The sequence below is a fragment of the Kitasatospora putterlickiae genome, from assembly GCF_039527695.1.
Classification (GTDB): Bacteria; Actinomycetota; Actinomycetes; order Streptomycetales; family Streptomycetaceae; genus Kitasatospora; species Kitasatospora putterlickiae.
This window is the reverse complement of record NZ_BAAAKJ010000286.1, coordinates 20,706-34,358: the sequence shown is the minus strand read 5'-3', so window position 1 is coordinate 34,358 and position 13,653 is coordinate 20,706. Positions and strand designations below refer to the sequence as shown.

Genomic DNA, 13,653 nt, shown 5'->3' with positions numbered 1-13,653 from the left:
CGGGCCCCTCGTACGAGCGGCGGGCCGGCTACTCCAGGCCGGCCAGCACCAGCGGCAGCCGGCGCGCGCCGTCGGCGGTGAGCCGCACCGGGACGCCCCAGTCCTGCTGATGGACGTGGCAGGCCGGGTACTCGATCGCCGGGTCGTCGTCGCAGGACGCCGCCATCGCCGAGACGTGCAGCACGCCCTCGGTCACCGTGCCGGAGAGCACCAGTTCGCGGGAGAGCGCGCTGTCCGCGCCCGCGCCGGAGACCAGCAGCTCGGGCGGGGTGGCGCTGACCAGCAGCCGGGTGGACGGGCCGTAGCGCTCGTCCAGCTTCTGGCCGGTGGGCGCCCGGAAGACCACGTCGAGGCGCAGCGCGCCCGGCGCGACCTCGGTGGCGGCCCGCTGGGTGCGGTGCGCCACCGCGTCCACCCGGACGGCCTCCTCGGGCAGCCGCAGCCGGGTCAGCCGGTGCCGGGCGGACTCGACCACCACGATGTCGCCGTCGACCAGCACCGCGCCGGACGGCTCGCGCAGGTCGGTGGCCAGCGTGCTGACCTCGCCGCTCGCCGGGTCGTAGCGGCGCAGTGCGTGGTTGTAGGTGTCGCTGACGGCCACCGAGCCGTCCGGCAGCACGGTGACGCCCAGCGGGTGCTGGAGCAGGGCCTGGTCGGCCGCGCCGTCCCGGTGCCCGAAGTCGAACAGCCCGGTGCCGACGGCGCTGTGCACGGCCTTGGTTTCACGTGAAACCCAGCGCAGCGCCGAGGTCTCGGAGTCGGCGACCCAGAGCCGCTCGCCGTCCGCCGAGACGGCCAGGCCGGACGGCTGGGCGAACCAGGCCTCGGCGGCGGGGCCGTCGACCAGGCCCTCGTTGGTGGTGCCGGCCGCGACGCCGACCGTGCCGGCCGCCGGGTCGTACGCCCACAGCTGGTGGACGCCGGCCATCGCGATCCAGACCCGGCCGTCGAACCAGGCGACGTCCCACGGCGAGGAGAGGTCCACCTCGCGGGCCGGGCCCTCGGTCGCGGAGCCCTGCCACCACTGCCGGCCGGTGCCGGCCAGGGTGGTCACGGTGCCGTCGGCCAGCCGGACGCCGCGCAGCGCGTGGTTGACGGTGTCGGCGACGATCACGTCGTACTCCGCGGTGCCCTCCGGCAGCAGCACCAGGCCCTGCGGCTCGCTGAACCGGGGGGCGGCGCCGTCCACCAGCCCGCGCGTCCCGTCGCCGATCCGGCGCACCACGGTCTCGCCGTCGGCCTCCAGCTCGACCAGCGAGTGGTGGCCGGAGTCGGCCACCAGGAAGCGGCCGTTCGGCAGCCGGACCGCCTTGCCCGGGAACCGGAGGTCCCCGGCGGCCGGCTCGGGCGCCACGTACGGGCCGTCGCCGCGCCGCAGCGTGCCCTTCGCGGCGTGCTCCGCCTCCAGCTCCTCGACCAGCCGGGCGATCGCGTGCGCGTGCCCCTCACCGGCGTGCTGGGCGACCACGTACCCCTCCGGGTCGATCACCACCAGCGTCGGCCAGGCCCGCACGGCGTACTGCTTCCAGGTCGCGAGCGCCGGGTCGTCCAGCACCGGGTGGTGCACCTCGTACCGCGACACCGCGTCCACCACGGCCCGGTGGTCGGCCTCGTGCACGAACTTGGGCGAGTGCACGCCGACGATCACCACGGTGTCCCGGTGCTTCTCCTCCAGCTCCCGCAGCTCGTCCAGGACGTGCAGACAGTTGACGCAGCAGAACGTCCAGAAGTCCAGAATGGTGATCTTGCCCCGGAAGTCGGCGAGCGTCAGCTCCTTGCCGCCGGTGTTCAGCCAACCGCCTGCCCCGACCAGCTCGGGGGCGCGTACACGTGCACGAGAGACCATGCGCCAATCAAACAGCACCGGGCCGGCCGGCATTCCGGCGGCGGGCCCGGTGCGGGCGGTCCGGGCGGGTCATCCGGGCGGGTCAGACGATGAGGTGGGGGAGGAATCGGGCGCCCTGGTGGGTGATGGGGCTGTCGTCGGTCTCGCGGATGCCGAGGCCGGCGGCCTCGCCGTCGACCACCCAGGTGCCGAGCACGGGGCGGTTGCCGTCGAAGTCGGGGAGCGGGTGGAGCCGCTGGTAGCAGTGGCCCTCGGCGCCGTAGCGGTCCGGGTCGCCGGCCCAGTCGGCGAGGCGGGTCTCGCGGCCGCCCGGCTCGACGATGCGCACGCCCGCGCCCTCGCGGCCGAGCAGCGGCTTGGCGGCGTAACCCGGGCCGTCCGGGTCGGCGAGCTCGCGCGGGCCGTCCAGGTAGGCGGGCAGCAGGTTGGGGTGGCCCGGGTGGAGCTCCCAGAGCACGGCCAGCAGGGCCTTGTTGGAGAGCAGCATCTTCCAGGCCGGCTCGATCCACATCGTGGAGCCGGTGGAGCCGCCGTGGTCGACGACGTCCAGCAGCTGTTCGCCGAACTCGTCGGAGGCCAGCCACTCCCACGGGTAGAGCTTGAACGCGGCGCGGACGAAGCGGTGCTCCAGGTCGACGAAGCGGCCGGACAGGCCGTCCCAGCCGATGTCCTCCATGGCGATGCCGACCGTTTCGACGCCCGCCTGCTCGGCGCACTCCTGGAGGTAGAGGGTGGTCATCCAGTCCTCGCCCTCGGTGTCGCCGCGCGAGTGCGCGAAGTGCACCGGGCCGGGCGGCAGCAGGTGCTTCTGCCGGCCCCAGGCGGCGACCAGCCGCTCGTGCAGCGAGTTCCACTGGTCGGCCCGGGGGAACCGCTCCTCCATCCAGAACCACTGCGGTCCGGCCGCCTCGATCAGCGAGGTCGGGGTGTCGGCGTTGTACTCGAACAGCTTCGCCGGGCCGGTGCCGTCGTAGGCGAGGTCGAACCGTCCGTAGAGGGTGGGCTGTTCGTCGCGGCGGTGCCAGGACTCGGCGACGGCGGCGGCGAGCCGCGGGTCGGTGATGCCGTAGTCGGCGAACCGGCCGGTGCGGACCACGTGGTCGGCGGCGGCCAGCGACATCTCGTGCAGCTCCTCGACCACCTCCTCCAGGGCCTCCACCTCGGGCAGCGAGAACTCGTAGTACGCGGACTCGTCCCAGTAGGCGTGCGGGCCGCCCTGGTTGCACGGGTCCGAGCACATCGCGTAGATGAGGCCCTGGCCCTCGACGGTGGCCAGCCAGTCGGGGCGGGGTTCGATGGTGCGGCGGCGCACGGCGGATCAGCCCCCGCCCGAGCCGCTGGAGCCGGACGGGCAGCCGAAGCCGCCGCGCTTGGTGGCGGCCTTGTCGAAGGTGCCGCCGGTGGCGGTGGCGGCGCCGGAGCCGCAGTAGTACCAGCGGCCGGCGGTGACGGTGCTCTTGGTGGTGCAGGAGTGGCTGTCGAGGACCTTGAGGGTGGCCGGGTCGACGCAGCGGCTCGGCGGGTTCTTCCCGGAGGAGGACGAGCAGCCGGAGAGCGCGAGCGCGAGGGTGCCGACCATGCCCAGGGCGACGAAGCCGGAGCGGCGGCGGGCGGGGGCGCCCGGCCCGGGGACGCCCGGTGCCGCGGTGCCCGGTGCCGCGGTGTCAGGCGTGGCGGTGTCAGGCACGGCGGGGTCCGGCTGTGCGGCGACCGGTCTGGAGACGTCCGGTATCCGGAGGGGGCTGACGGGCGACGGCTGGGTCATGGCGTCCGATGGTACGCGCGCGCCTCCTGGTGCGGGAGGGCCGGATCCCTCTCGGAATCCGGCCGTGATGGGTTATCTTTTGCCGATCCTTGACCGTGGGAGGAGCCCGCGCGCGGGCGGCCGTCCCACGGCGTGCGACCTGCGACACGGACAACGGGGGGCCACACACCCATGAACGACATCCTGCACGGTCTCGGCGCGGCGGCGGCCTTCGGCGGCGTCGGCGTGGTCCTGCTGCTGCTCGGCATCCTCCTGGTGGACGCCCTGACGCCCGGAAAGCTCGGCCGCCAGATCTGGGTGGAGCGCAACCGCAACGCGGCCGTGCTGCTCAGCTCGGCGCTGCTCGGCATCGGCGGCATCGTCTTCACCGCGATCCTCTACACCTACGAGGACTTCGGGAAGGGCATGGCGTCCACCATCTCCTTCGGCGTGCTCGGCCTGGTGCTGATGGCCGTCGCGTTCTGGGTGGTGGACGTGCTGACGCCGGGCAAGCTGGGCGCGATCCTGGTCGACCCGGAGCCGCACCCGGCGGTCTGGGTGACCGCCAGCTGCAACCTCGCGGTGGCGGCGATCGTGTCCGCCTCGATCGCCTGACCCGTCAGGGGCGCCGGGCGCCGTCCAGCACGTGCTCGCGCCCCCAGGCGCCCAGCGGGGCGAGCGCCTCGTTGAGCCGGAGCCCGGCCGCCGTGAGCGAGTACTCGACCCGCGGCGGCACCTCCTCGTACGACTCGCGGTGCACGATGCCGTCCGCCTCCAGCTCGCGCAGGTGGGCGGCGAGCACCTTCTCGGTGATCCCCGGCACCTGCCGCCGCAGCGCGCCGAAGCGCAGTCCCGGCCGCTCGGCCAGTGCCCAGAGGATCAGCACCTTCCACTTGCCGCCGATCACGTCCATCGCGGCGTCGATCCCGCACACGTGCGCCCCCGGCCTCGGTACGGTCGTCGTCATGTCCTGTCCCCACCCCTCGCCGGCCTGCTCGCTCACCTCAGGGTAACCACCCACTCCGAAGTGCGTACTTGATCGTTTCCGGGGGCCGGAACGAGGCTGATCGGCATGACGCAGAACACCGCTGACACCCTTTCGAAGACCCCGCTCACCCTGCTCGGCCTCGGTGCGATGGGCGCCGCGCTGGCCGGGTCCTGGCTCGCCGCGGGACACCCGCTGACCGTCTGGAACCGCACCGCCGCCCGGTCCGGGGCGCTTGCCGCCCGGGGCGCCGCCGTCGCCGCCACCGCGGCCGAGGCGGTCGCCGCCAACCGGCTGGTGGTGGTCTGCCTGCTCGACGACGCCTCGGTCGAGGAGGCGCTGGCCGGGGCCGACCTCACCGGCAAGGACGTCGTCAACCTGGTCACCAGCACCCCCGGCACGGCCCGCGCCCGCGCCGCCCTGGTGACCGCGCGCGGCGCCCGCTACCTGGACGGCGGCATCATGGCCGTCCCGCCGATGATCGGCGTCCCGCAGGCCGGCCCGTACGTCTTCTACAGCGGTTCGCGGGAGCTCTTCGAGGAGCACGGCGCGACCCTCGCGGCCCCGGCCGGCACCCGGTACGTCGGTGAGGACGCCAGCTTCGCCGCGCTGCACGACGTGGCGCTGCTGAGCGCGATGTACGGCATGTTCGCGGGCGTCGCGCACGCCTTCGCGCTGGTCCGCGACGAGTCCGTCGACCCGCGTGCGCTGGCCCCGCTGCTCTCCTCCTGGCTCGTCGCGATGACCGGCTCGGTCGAGGCCACCGCCGGGCGGCTGGCGTCCGGCGACTACACCGGTGACGTCGTCTCCGATCTGGCGATGCAGGTCGCCGGCGTGCCGACGTTCCTGCGCACCGCCGAGGAGCGCGGCGTGAGCACGGAACTGCTCTCGCCCTACTTCGAGTTGATGCAACGCCGCCTCGCCGCCGACCCGGCGCGCCACGGAGGGGAGGACCTCACCGGCGTGATCGACCTCCTGCGGGTGTGACCGGGCGCCCCGGACCTCGACGCCCGGTCGGCCCCCGGTCAGCCGGTCGCCGGCCGCCGGTCAGCCGGCCGCCGGCCGGTCGGCGCGGCGGGGTCGGCGCAGGGCCGGGTCGGTGAGGGCGCGGGGCCTCCAGACGCCGTCCGGCGGGTAGACGTCGGTGCCGGGCGGCACGATGGCGTCGACGCGGTCCAGGGTGGCGTCGTCGAGCACGAGGTCGGCGCCCTTGAGGGCCGCCTCCAGCTGGCCGAGCGTGCGCGGGCCGATGATCACCGAGGTGACCGCCGGGTGCGCCAGCGGGAAGGCGAGGGCCAGCTCGGGCAGCGTGCGGCCGAGGTCCTCGGCGACGGCGGTCAGCCCCTCGACGGCGTCCAGCTTGGCCTGGTTGACCGGCAGCGCCGGGTCGAAGCGGCCCGGCATCAGGGCGGGGCGCCCGCTGCTCAGGTCGATCGGCCGGTCCTTGCGGTAGCGGCCGGTGAGGAAGCCGGAGGCGAGCGGCGACCAGGTCAGCGCCCCCATGCCGAGCCGCCGCACGGTCGGCAGGACGTCCCGCTCGACGCCGCGCGCGAGCAGCGAGTACGGCGGCTGCTCGGTGCGGAACCGGGGCAGGCCGCGCCGCTCGGCGACGTGGTGCGCCTCGACCAGCTCGTGGGCGGGGAAGGTCGAGCAGCCGAAGGCGAGGATCTTGCCGGCCCGCACCAGGTCGCCGAGGACGGCGAGGGTCTCCTCGATGTCGGTGGCGGGGTCGGGCCGGTGCACCTGGTACAGGTCGATCCGGTCGGTGCCCAGCCGGCGCAGGCTCTCCTCGACCGCGCGGACGATCCAGCGGCGGGAGTTGCCGCTCCGGTTGCGGCCCTCGCCCATCGGGAAGTGGACCTTGGTGGCGAGCACCACGTCGTCGCGGTCGCCACGGGCCCGCAGGGCCTTGCCGACGATCTCCTCGGACTCGCCGGCCGAGTACATGTCGGCGGTGTCGACGAAGTTGACGCCCGCGTCGAGCGCGGCGTGGACGATCCGGGCGCAGTCGTCGTGGTCGGGGTTGCCGATCGCGCCGAACATCATCGTGCCGAGGCAGTAGGCGCTGACCTCGATGCCGGTGCCGCCGAGGGTGCGGTAGCGCATGGTGGTGGTCCCCTCCGGGAGTGCGGGTCGGTGGTTCGGCTGCCGACCCTAGGAGTTGGAGTGCGCTCCAAGGCAAGGGCCGGTTCCCCCGGCGAGGGCGGATGTTGCCGAAACAGCAACGAAAGTTGCCCGCCGGCCGGTGGTCGGCGCAGCCTGGCGGTGGAGGTGATCGCCGTGAGCGACACGCGCAACGAGACCGTTCCCGAGATTCCCGCCGCCACCGACGGCTATGACGTGGTGGTGGTCGGCGGCGGCGCCGCCGGACTGAACGCCGCCCTGGTGCTGGCCCGGGCCTGCCGCCGGGTGGCCGTGGTGGACGCCGGGCAGCCGCGCAACGCCCCGGCCGAGCGGATGGGGGGCTTCCTCTCCCGGGACGGCGTGTCCCCGGCCGCGCTGCTGGAGACCGGCCGCGCCGAACTGGCGGGGTACGGGGTGGACCTGCTCGACGCCCGGGTGGACCACGTCGAGCCGGTGCCCGGCCCGGACCCCGCCTTCGACGTCCACCTGGCCGGCGGCCCGGCGCTGCGGGCCCGCCGGGTGGTCGTCGCCACCGGACTGCGCGACGGCCTGCCGGAGCTGCCCGGCCTGGCCGAACGCTGGGGCCGCGACGTGCTGCACTGCCCGTACTGCCACGGCTACGAGGTGCGCGACCGCCCGCTCGGCGTGCTCGGCACCCACCCGGGCGCGGTGCCCCAGGCGCTGCTGCTGCGCCAGTGGTCGGCGGACGTGGTGCTCCTCGCGCACACCCTGGAGCTCTCCGCGGACGACCGCGCCAAGCTCGCCGCCCGGGGCGTGCGGGTCGTCGAGGGCGAGATCAAGCGGGTGGTCGTCACGGACGACCGGCTGCGCGGCGTCGAACTCGCGGACGGCACGGCCGTGCCGCGCGAGGCGGTGTTCCTGTTCCCGCACCTGGTGCCCCGGGACGCCCTGCTGTTCGGCCTGGCCTGCGAGCGGGACGCGCAGGGCTGGGTGACCACCGACCAGGTGGGCCGCACCAGCGTGCCCGGGGTGTGGGCGGTCGGCAACGTCGCCGACCCGCGCGCCCAGGTGGTCACCGCCGCCGGGGCGGGCGCCGCGGCGGCGTTCGCGCTCAACCACGACCTGGTGGACGAGGACGTCGAGCGCGCCCTCGCCCTCGCCGCCGCCTGATCCGACTCACCGAGAGGACGGGGTCCCTCCATGACCCAGCACGCCCACCACCACGCCCACGCCCATCACCACGGTCAGGACGCCGGGTTCGACTGGGACGCCCTCGCCGCCCACCTGGAGCGCGAGGCCGAGGTCCAGGCCCCGGCCGTCACCGAGGCCGCCCGGTGGCTGGGCGGGCTGCTGGACGGCGTCCCCGTCCGCCGGGTGCTCGACGTGGGGAGCGGCCCGGGCGTGATCGCCGGGCTGCTCGCGGACGCCTTCCCGGCCGCCGAGGTCGTCGCCGTCGACCAGTCGGCCGCCCTGCTGGAGCGCGCCCGCACCCGCTCGGGCGGCCGCGTCGCCACCCACCGGGCCGACCTGCCGGAGGACTTCGGCACGCTCGGCGGCGCCGACCTGCTCTGGTCCGGCAACGCGATCCACCACCTCGGCGACCAGCAGGCCGCGTTGACCGCGCTGGGCGCCACCCTGCGCCCGGGCGGCGTGCTGGCCGTCGCCGAACGCGGCCTGCCCGCCCGCTACCTCCCGCGCGACCTCGGCCTGGGCCGCCCCGGCCTCCAGGCCCGGCTGGACGCGGCGTACGAGGACACCTTCACGGCGATGCGCGAGTCCGCCCCCGGCTCCGTGGCCGTGGTCGAGGACTGGCCGGCCATGCTGGCCGCAGCCGGCCTGGTCCCCACCGGCACCCGTACCTTCCTGGTCGACCGCCCGGCCCCGCTGGACACCCCGACCCGCGAGTTCCTGCACGTCCAACTCGCCCGCCGCCGCGACCAGTTCACCGAACTCCTGGACGCCGAAGACCGCGCCGCCCTGGACGCCCTCCTGGACCGCCACGCCCCCACCGGCATCCTCAACCGCCCCGACGCCTTCTACCTGACCGCCCTCACCGTCCACACCGCCCGCGCGACCGACCGGGCCTAGGTCCAAGCGCGGTGACGAACCGTCAGTGGTCCGGTTTGCGGTGGCGGCCGGTGCCGTGGCGCAGGAGAGGGGCGGGGGTGTCCGCCGGGTGGGGGTCGGCGGGCCGGGGTGAGCGGTTGATCAGGGGGTAGGCCTCGGCGTAGTTCTCGGCCACTCCGACGGGCCGCCAGGTGTGGCCGTCCCACTCGACGACCAGCCGGGGCGCGTCCTGGAAGAGGTGGGCGGCGCGGCGGGGGCCCGGGGCGAGGGTGATCGCGTCCCGGGTGCCCGGTGCGCGGCGGCGGCGTGCCCGCCGGGCGTACCAGTCGGCCAGCGGCTCGTCGGCCGGCGGCTCGTCCTCGACGTCCATCGTGGGGGCCTCCCTGGCGTATCGGTCGGGGACGGTCAGTCTTGCCGATCCGCCCCGGGCGCCGCGATTCCACGATCGGGTGAAAAGCCGATGGACGGCCGGCCCGGCCGCCTCCCCGATGGACGGCCNNNCTCCCCGGTGGGAGGACGGCCGGGCGGTGGCGCGTCCGGTGGTTACTCGCCGCCGCCGAAGCGCTCGGTCCAGGTGGCGAGGTCCTCGTCGGTGATCTTCGCGAACAGCACCGGCGGCACCGTGAACGGCGTCCCGGCCGGCACCGCGTCCAGCGCCCGCGCCGCGTCCGCGTCCACCCAGGTGGCGGCGCGGGCCGGGGCGTCGGCGGGCAGCGCGAAGGCCTCGCGCATCGCCTGTGCCGCCGTCGGGATGAAGGGCTCGGAGACCACCGCGTACAGGTGGATGAGGTTCATCGCCGTGCGCAGCGTCAGCGCCGCCGCCTCCGGGTCGGTCTTCACCTGCAGCCAGGGCGCCTTCTCGTCCAGGTACGCGTTGCCCGCGCTCCACAGGGTGCGCAGGCTCTGCGCCGCCTTGCGGAAGTTGAGCGCTTCCAGCTGCGTCTCGTAGTCGGCCAGCAGTTCGGCGATCTGCGCGCCCAGCCGCTGCTCCGCCTCGCCCGCCGGCCGCCCGGCCGGCACGTCGTCGCCGAACCGCTTGCGGCTGAACGACAGCACCCGGTTGACGAAGTTGCCGAGGGTGTCGGCGAGGTCCTTGTTGACCACCGAGGCGAAGAGGTCCCAGGTGAAGCTGGAGTCGTCGGACTCGGGGGCGTGCGCCATCAGGAAGTAGCGCCAGTAGTCGGCCGGCAGCAGGTCCAGGGCGACGTCCGTGAAGATGCCCCGCTTCTGGCTGGTCGAGAACTTCCCGCCGTAGTACGTCAGCCAGTTGAAGGCCTTGACGTAGTCGACCTTCTTCCACGGCTTGCGCGAGCCGAGGATGGTGGCCGGGAACATCACGGTGTGGAAGGGGACGTTGTCCTTGGCCATGAACTCGGTGTAGCGGACGGTCTCGTCCGCCTCGTACCACCAGGACTTCCAGTCCCGCGACTCGCCGGCCCGCGCCGCGTCCGACCACTCCTTGGTCGCGCCGATGTACTCGATGGGCGCGTCGAACCAGACGTAGAAGACCTTGCCGGCGGCCGCCAGCTCCGGCCACACGTCGGCCGGCACCGGCACGCCCCACTCCAGGTCACGGGTGATCGCGCGGTCCTGAAGGCCCTCGGTGAGCCACTTGCGGGCGATCGAGGAGGCCAGCACCGGCCACTCGTCGCCGTGCGCGGCGACCCAGTCCTCCACCTGGCCGGTCAGCTTCGACTGGAGCAGGAACAGGTGCTTGGTCTCCCGCACCTCCAGGTCCGCGCTGCCGCTGATCGCCGAGCGCGGCTCCAGCAGGTCCGTCGGGTCCAGCACCCGGGTGCAGTTCTCGCACTGGTCGCCGCGCGCCTTGTCGTAACCGCAGTGCGGGCAGGTGCCGACGATGTACCGGTCCGGCAGGAAGCGGCCGTCCGCGTTCGAGTACACCTGGCGGATCGCCCGCTCCTCGATGAACCCGTTGGCGTGCAGCTCGCGCGCGATCTCCTGGGTGATCTCCCGGTTCTGCGGCGAGGAGCTGCGGCCGAAGTAGTCGAACGACAGCCGGAAGCCGTCGTACACCGCCTTCTGCTGCTCGTGCGCCCGGGCGCAGAACTCCGCCACCGGCAGCCCGGCCTCCTGCGCGGCCAGCTCGGCCGGCGTCCCGTGCTCGTCGGTCGCGCAGATGTACAGCACCTCGTGCCCGCGCTGGCGCAGGTACCGCGAGTAGACGTCCGCCGGCAGCATGGACCCGACCATGTTGCCCAGGTGCTTGATCCCGTTGATATAGGGGAGGGCGCTGGTGATCAGGTGCCGAGCCATCCTCGGATGCTCCGATTTCTCCCGCACGCACCCCTGTCCCGGAGTGCCGTGACGGGCGCAGGGTCTGGGGCGGCGAGGGGAACCGGGCACAGGCGCCGCCTCCCGGGCTGCCGGCCAGAGCGACGTTCCACTGTGGGCCCCCCGATCCTATCGAAGCCCACCCCGCCCCCTCGCGCCCATTTCCCCGGGGCGTCCCCGCCTCGCCCCCTCGTCGGAGGGGGCGAGGGGGCGGCGGGACGGGGTTACGGCTCGACGAAGTGGTCGAACTCGCCGGCTTTGACGCCGAGGACGAAGGCGGCCCACTTGCGCGGGGTGGTGCGGACGATGACGGCGTCGTTCTTCGGGTCGCGGAGTTCGACCATGCCGTCGACGGTGCGGATCTCCAGGGCGTCGTCGCCCTCGCCGCCGGGGGCGGCCTTCTGCCAGGTCTCCATGGGAGGGGCTCCTTCAGGGGGTGGGGTGGTCGAACTCGCCGCGCTTGACGCGTGCGAGCCATCGGCCGAACGACTCGCGGGTGGTGGTGACGACGGATTCGGGGGTGTCGGACTCGCGGATCTCGATGCGGCCGCCGGCGGTTCGCACTTCGACGCACTGGTTGCTGTTGCCGCTCATCGAGGACTTCTGCCAGTCGGTCATCGGGATTGCCGCCCTTCCAGGTCCGTCATGATCCGCCGGATGAAGTCGTGGGACTCCTCAGGGCCGAGGGCGAGTGAGTCGGACTCGCCGACGATGGTGCGGTAGGACGCCAGGTCCGCCTCCGAGTCGATGAACTGCGGCCCCTGGGTGAGGTCGATCTGCACCGTGTCGAGTTCGGGGACCGGGCCGTGGGCGAGGAAGAGGTCCTCGCCCGAGCCGGGGTAGGTGTCGACGCTGAAGGGGATCGCGCGGAGGGTGACCCCGGGGCGCTCGGCGTCGTCGAGCAGGCTGGCCAGCTGTTCCCGGAGGACGGCGGGGCCGCCGAACTGCATCCGCAGCGCGGCCTCGTGTATGAACGCGGTGAACGGCCGCCCGGCGGAGAGCACCTGCTGGCGTTCGGTGCGGAAGGCGGTCCGGACGTCGGCGTCGTGGCGCGGCAGCGGTGGACGCAGCCGGGCGAACATCGCGGCGGCGTACCGGCTGGTCTGCAGCAGGCCGGGGATCGAGGTGGTGTTCAGGACGAGCAGCGACTCGGCGTGGTGTTCGAGTTCGGCGATGTCGAGCATGCCGGCGGGGACCCGGCCGCGGAAGTGGTGCCACCAGTGCCTGCCCCGGTCCTGGGTCATCAGGGTCAGGGCCTCGATGAGCGGGAGGTTCGCGCAGCGGCAGGCGGCGGCCCAGGAGCGGAGGCGGTCGGCGCTGACGCCGGACTTCCCGTTCTCCATCTGGGAGATCTTGGGGACGTCCGTGCCCAGCGCCGCCGCCATGGCCTTGGGCGTCATGCCGGCGTGCTCGCGCAGCCTGCGCAGTTCCGAGCCGAGCCGCTGCTGGCGCACGCTGGGCGACAGGCGTGGTGGCATGCGCGTCTCTCCTCGGTCGGTGCCTTCGGTGCAGTCTGCCGCCCCGTGGACACCGGGTCCACCGAGTAGCTCGATGGGGTGAAGTGCACCAGCTGCGGTAGCAACTGTTACCCCTGGAACCCTAGCGTCGTCGGCATGGGGCCGACCCGCGTCGGCAGCCGACTCCACGCCTCAACTGGACTGGGGGCAGTCGATGTTGCTTGAACCGGGCGCGGATCGAACTCGTGGTCGGGGGCTTGACCTCGCCGCCGCTTTGGCCGATGACTGGGGTGTGGAACTCATCGGGGTGTGCGGCGAGGCGGTGCCGGCCGTGGCGGCGGTCGATCGCTGATGGCCGTGGTGCTGCTGACGGGCCTGCTGGTGTCGGTGGTCTTCGTCGGCGTGGTGGCGCAGATCATCGCGACCCGTCAGCCCCGGGAACAGCGGTCCGGCAAACGGGACTTGGCGCCCCGCAACGACAAGTAGCGGTCAGCCGGCGGCCAGCCGCCGCTCCAGCCGGGCGCGCGCGTCCGGCCACTCGTCGCGCAGCATCGAGAAGTACGCGGTGTCCCGCCAGACGCCGCTCGCGCGCCGCTTCTCCCGGCGGTGGACGCCCTCGAACCGCGCGCCCAGCCGCAGGATCGCGGTGCGCGAACGGTCGTTGAGCGCGTCGGTCTTCCAGAACACCCGACCCATGCCCAACTCCTCGAACGCGTGAGTCAGCAGCAGGAGCTTGGACTCGGTGTTGACGGCGGTGCGCCACACCGACCGGGCGTACCAGGTGCCGCCGATCTCGACGAGCTCGTCCTCCGCGTCGAACGCGTAGTAGCCGGTGAGCCCGACGGCCCGGCCCGAGGCGAGGTCGGTCACGGCGAACTTCACGGCGGTCCCGGCCGCCACCTCGGCGAGCCGGCGGTCGAGGATCGCCCCCAGCTCCTCCTCCGACGCCGGCGCGCCGAACGGGATCCACCGCCACACCTCGGGGTCCGGGCCGACGGCGGCCCACAGCTCGGACAGGTGGCGGCGGTCCAGCGGCTCCAGGCGGACGCGGCGGCCGGTGAGGGTGACGGGGGCGGGAAGCTTCGCGGTCATGATCCGGAACGGTAGCCCGCGAATGTACTAGAGGCAATGGCTGTTTGTGCTAGTGCAAAGCCGGAAGGGCAAAGGGAGGCCCCGC

At 73.8% G+C, this 13,653-nt stretch carries 16 protein-coding genes; 5 read left to right on the top strand and 11 right to left on the bottom strand.

Annotation, left to right across the window (positions count from 1 at the left end):
• Window positions 1–28: 28 nt before the first annotated feature.
• The 3 genes from ABD308_RS27925 to ABD308_RS27915 all read right to left on the bottom strand — a co-directional run bounded on the left by ABD308_RS27925 (window position 29) and on the right by ABD308_RS27915 (window position 3,611).
• The gene (locus tag ABD308_RS27925) at window positions 29–1,846 is read right to left on the bottom strand and encodes an NHL domain-containing thioredoxin family protein (protein ID WP_344340167.1); all 1,818 of its coding nucleotides are present in this window, start codon (window positions 1,844–1,846) and stop codon (window positions 29–31) included.
• An 82-nt stretch (window positions 1,847–1,928) separates the two neighbouring features.
• Window positions 1,929–3,158: a glutathionylspermidine synthase family protein gene (locus ABD308_RS27920; protein ID WP_344340163.1), complete on the bottom strand. Its 1,230-nt coding sequence runs from the start codon at window positions 3,156–3,158 to the stop codon at window positions 1,929–1,931.
• Between the two features lie 6 nt (window positions 3,159–3,164).
• A complete protein-coding gene (locus ABD308_RS27915) occupies window positions 3,165–3,611 on the bottom strand; it encodes a hypothetical protein (protein ID WP_344340159.1) in 447 nt (148 codons plus the stop codon).
• A gap of 171 nt (window positions 3,612–3,782) precedes the next feature.
• Here ABD308_RS27915 and ABD308_RS27910 point away from each other — a divergent pair, with 171 nt between their 5' ends.
• A complete protein-coding gene (locus ABD308_RS27910) occupies window positions 3,783–4,205 on the top strand; it encodes a DUF350 domain-containing protein (RefSeq protein WP_344340155.1) in 423 nt (140 codons plus the stop codon).
• A gap of 4 nt (window positions 4,206–4,209) precedes the next feature.
• Here the strand turns inward: ABD308_RS27910 and ABD308_RS27905 are convergent, their stop codons facing one another.
• Entirely contained in the window at window positions 4,210–4,557 is a 348-nt protein-coding gene (locus ABD308_RS27905; RefSeq protein WP_344340151.1) for a winged helix-turn-helix transcriptional regulator, read from the bottom strand.
• A 105-nt stretch (window positions 4,558–4,662) separates the two neighbouring features.
• On the opposite strand from ABD308_RS27905, the gene ABD308_RS27900 reads away from it, so the two are divergent.
• Window positions 4,663–5,562 carry an NAD(P)-dependent oxidoreductase gene (locus ABD308_RS27900; RefSeq protein ID WP_344340145.1) on the top strand — a complete coding sequence of 300 codons (900 nt, stop codon included), beginning with the start codon at window positions 4,663–4,665 and terminating at the stop codon, window positions 5,560–5,562.
• 60 nt (window positions 5,563–5,622) lie between these two features.
• Here ABD308_RS27900 and ABD308_RS27895 read toward each other — a convergent pair whose 3' ends face one another.
• Window positions 5,623–6,681, bottom strand: coding sequence for an aldo/keto reductase (locus ABD308_RS27895; RefSeq protein WP_344340140.1), 1,059 nt, complete (start codon window positions 6,679–6,681; stop codon window positions 5,623–5,625).
• Window positions 6,682–6,855: 174 nt separating this feature from the next.
• Here ABD308_RS27895 and ABD308_RS27890 point away from each other — a divergent pair, with 174 nt between their 5' ends.
• Both ABD308_RS27890 and ABD308_RS27885 read left to right on the top strand, forming a co-directional pair.
• Window positions 6,856–7,830 carry an NAD(P)/FAD-dependent oxidoreductase gene (locus ABD308_RS27890; RefSeq protein ID WP_344340137.1) on the top strand — a complete coding sequence of 325 codons (975 nt, stop codon included), beginning with the start codon at window positions 6,856–6,858 and terminating at the stop codon, window positions 7,828–7,830.
• A 30-nt stretch (window positions 7,831–7,860) separates the two neighbouring features.
• Entirely contained in the window at window positions 7,861–8,748 is an 888-nt protein-coding gene (locus ABD308_RS27885; protein ID WP_344340135.1) for a class I SAM-dependent methyltransferase, read from the top strand.
• Window positions 8,749–8,770: 22 nt separating this feature from the next.
• On the opposite strand, the gene ABD308_RS27880 is transcribed toward ABD308_RS27885, so the two are convergent.
• The 5 genes from ABD308_RS27880 to ABD308_RS27860 all read right to left on the bottom strand — a co-directional run bounded on the left by ABD308_RS27880 (window position 8,771) and on the right by ABD308_RS27860 (window position 12,497).
• A complete protein-coding gene (locus ABD308_RS27880) occupies window positions 8,771–9,097 on the bottom strand; it encodes a DUF6087 family protein (protein ID WP_344340131.1) in 327 nt (108 codons plus the stop codon).
• Between the two features lie 173 nt (window positions 9,098–9,270).
• Window positions 9,271–11,001 carry a methionine--tRNA ligase gene (gene metG / locus ABD308_RS27875; RefSeq protein ID WP_344340125.1) on the bottom strand — a complete coding sequence of 577 codons (1,731 nt, stop codon included), beginning with the start codon at window positions 10,999–11,001 and terminating at the stop codon, window positions 9,271–9,273.
• Between the two features lie 242 nt (window positions 11,002–11,243).
• Entirely contained in the window at window positions 11,244–11,435 is a 192-nt protein-coding gene (locus tag ABD308_RS27870; RefSeq protein WP_344340121.1) for a DUF397 domain-containing protein, read from the bottom strand.
• A gap of 13 nt (window positions 11,436–11,448) precedes the next feature.
• Window positions 11,449–11,637: a DUF397 domain-containing protein gene (locus ABD308_RS27865; protein WP_344340116.1), complete on the bottom strand. Its 189-nt coding sequence runs from the start codon at window positions 11,635–11,637 to the stop codon at window positions 11,449–11,451.
• The gene (locus ABD308_RS27860) at window positions 11,634–12,497 is read right to left on the bottom strand and encodes a helix-turn-helix domain-containing protein (protein WP_344340112.1); all 864 of its coding nucleotides are present in this window, start codon (window positions 12,495–12,497) and stop codon (window positions 11,634–11,636) included. The genes ABD308_RS27865 and ABD308_RS27860 overlap by 4 nt, the downstream gene beginning before the upstream one ends.
• A gap of 330 nt (window positions 12,498–12,827) precedes the next feature.
• On the opposite strand from ABD308_RS27860, the gene ABD308_RS27855 reads away from it, so the two are divergent.
• Window positions 12,828–12,962 (top strand): hypothetical protein, encoded by a 135-nt coding sequence (locus ABD308_RS27855; protein ID WP_344340107.1) that lies wholly within the window; start codon window positions 12,828–12,830, stop codon window positions 12,960–12,962.
• 3 nt (window positions 12,963–12,965) lie between these two features.
• Here the strand turns inward: ABD308_RS27855 and ABD308_RS27850 are convergent, their stop codons facing one another.
• Window positions 12,966–13,568 carry a GNAT family N-acetyltransferase gene (locus ABD308_RS27850; protein ID WP_344340105.1) on the bottom strand — a complete coding sequence of 201 codons (603 nt, stop codon included), beginning with the start codon at window positions 13,566–13,568 and terminating at the stop codon, window positions 12,966–12,968.
• Window positions 13,569–13,653: the final 85 nt, after the last annotated feature.

Excerpts from the sequence above, each read along its gene's own strand:
- ABD308_RS27860 (WP_344340112.1), bottom strand. The coding sequence starts at position 12,497 with ATGCCACCACGCCTGTCGCCCAGCGTGCGCCAGCAGCGGCTCGGCTCG.
- ABD308_RS27905 (WP_344340151.1), bottom strand. The coding sequence starts at position 4,557 with ATGACGACGACCGTACCGAGGCCGGGGGCGCACGTGTGCGGGATCGAC.
- ABD308_RS27915 (WP_344340159.1), bottom strand. The coding sequence starts at position 3,611 with ATGACCCAGCCGTCGCCCGTCAGCCCCCTCCGGATACCGGACGTCTCC.
- metG (WP_344340125.1), bottom strand. The coding sequence starts at position 11,001 with ATGGCTCGGCACCTGATCACCAGCGCCCTCCCCTATATCAACGGGATC.
- ABD308_RS27865 (WP_344340116.1), bottom strand. The coding sequence starts at position 11,637 with ATGACCGACTGGCAGAAGTCCTCGATGAGCGGCAACAGCAACCAGTGC.
- ABD308_RS27910 (WP_344340155.1), top strand. The coding sequence starts at position 3,783 with ATGAACGACATCCTGCACGGTCTCGGCGCGGCGGCGGCCTTCGGCGGC.
- ABD308_RS27855 (WP_344340107.1), top strand. The coding sequence starts at position 12,828 with ATGGCCGTGGTGCTGCTGACGGGCCTGCTGGTGTCGGTGGTCTTCGTC.
- ABD308_RS27870 (WP_344340121.1), bottom strand. The coding sequence starts at position 11,435 with ATGGAGACCTGGCAGAAGGCCGCCCCCGGCGGCGAGGGCGACGACGCC.
- ABD308_RS27895 (WP_344340140.1), bottom strand. The coding sequence starts at position 6,681 with ATGCGCTACCGCACCCTCGGCGGCACCGGCATCGAGGTCAGCGCCTAC.
- ABD308_RS27900 (WP_344340145.1), top strand. The coding sequence starts at position 4,663 with ATGACGCAGAACACCGCTGACACCCTTTCGAAGACCCCGCTCACCCTG.
- ABD308_RS27850 (WP_344340105.1), bottom strand. The coding sequence starts at position 13,568 with ATGACCGCGAAGCTTCCCGCCCCCGTCACCCTCACCGGCCGCCGCGTC.
- ABD308_RS27885 (WP_344340135.1), top strand. The coding sequence starts at position 7,861 with ATGACCCAGCACGCCCACCACCACGCCCACGCCCATCACCACGGTCAG.
- ABD308_RS27925 (WP_344340167.1), bottom strand. The coding sequence starts at position 1,846 with ATGGTCTCTCGTGCACGTGTACGCGCCCCCGAGCTGGTCGGGGCAGGC.
- ABD308_RS27880 (WP_344340131.1), bottom strand. The coding sequence starts at position 9,097 with ATGGACGTCGAGGACGAGCCGCCGGCCGACGAGCCGCTGGCCGACTGG.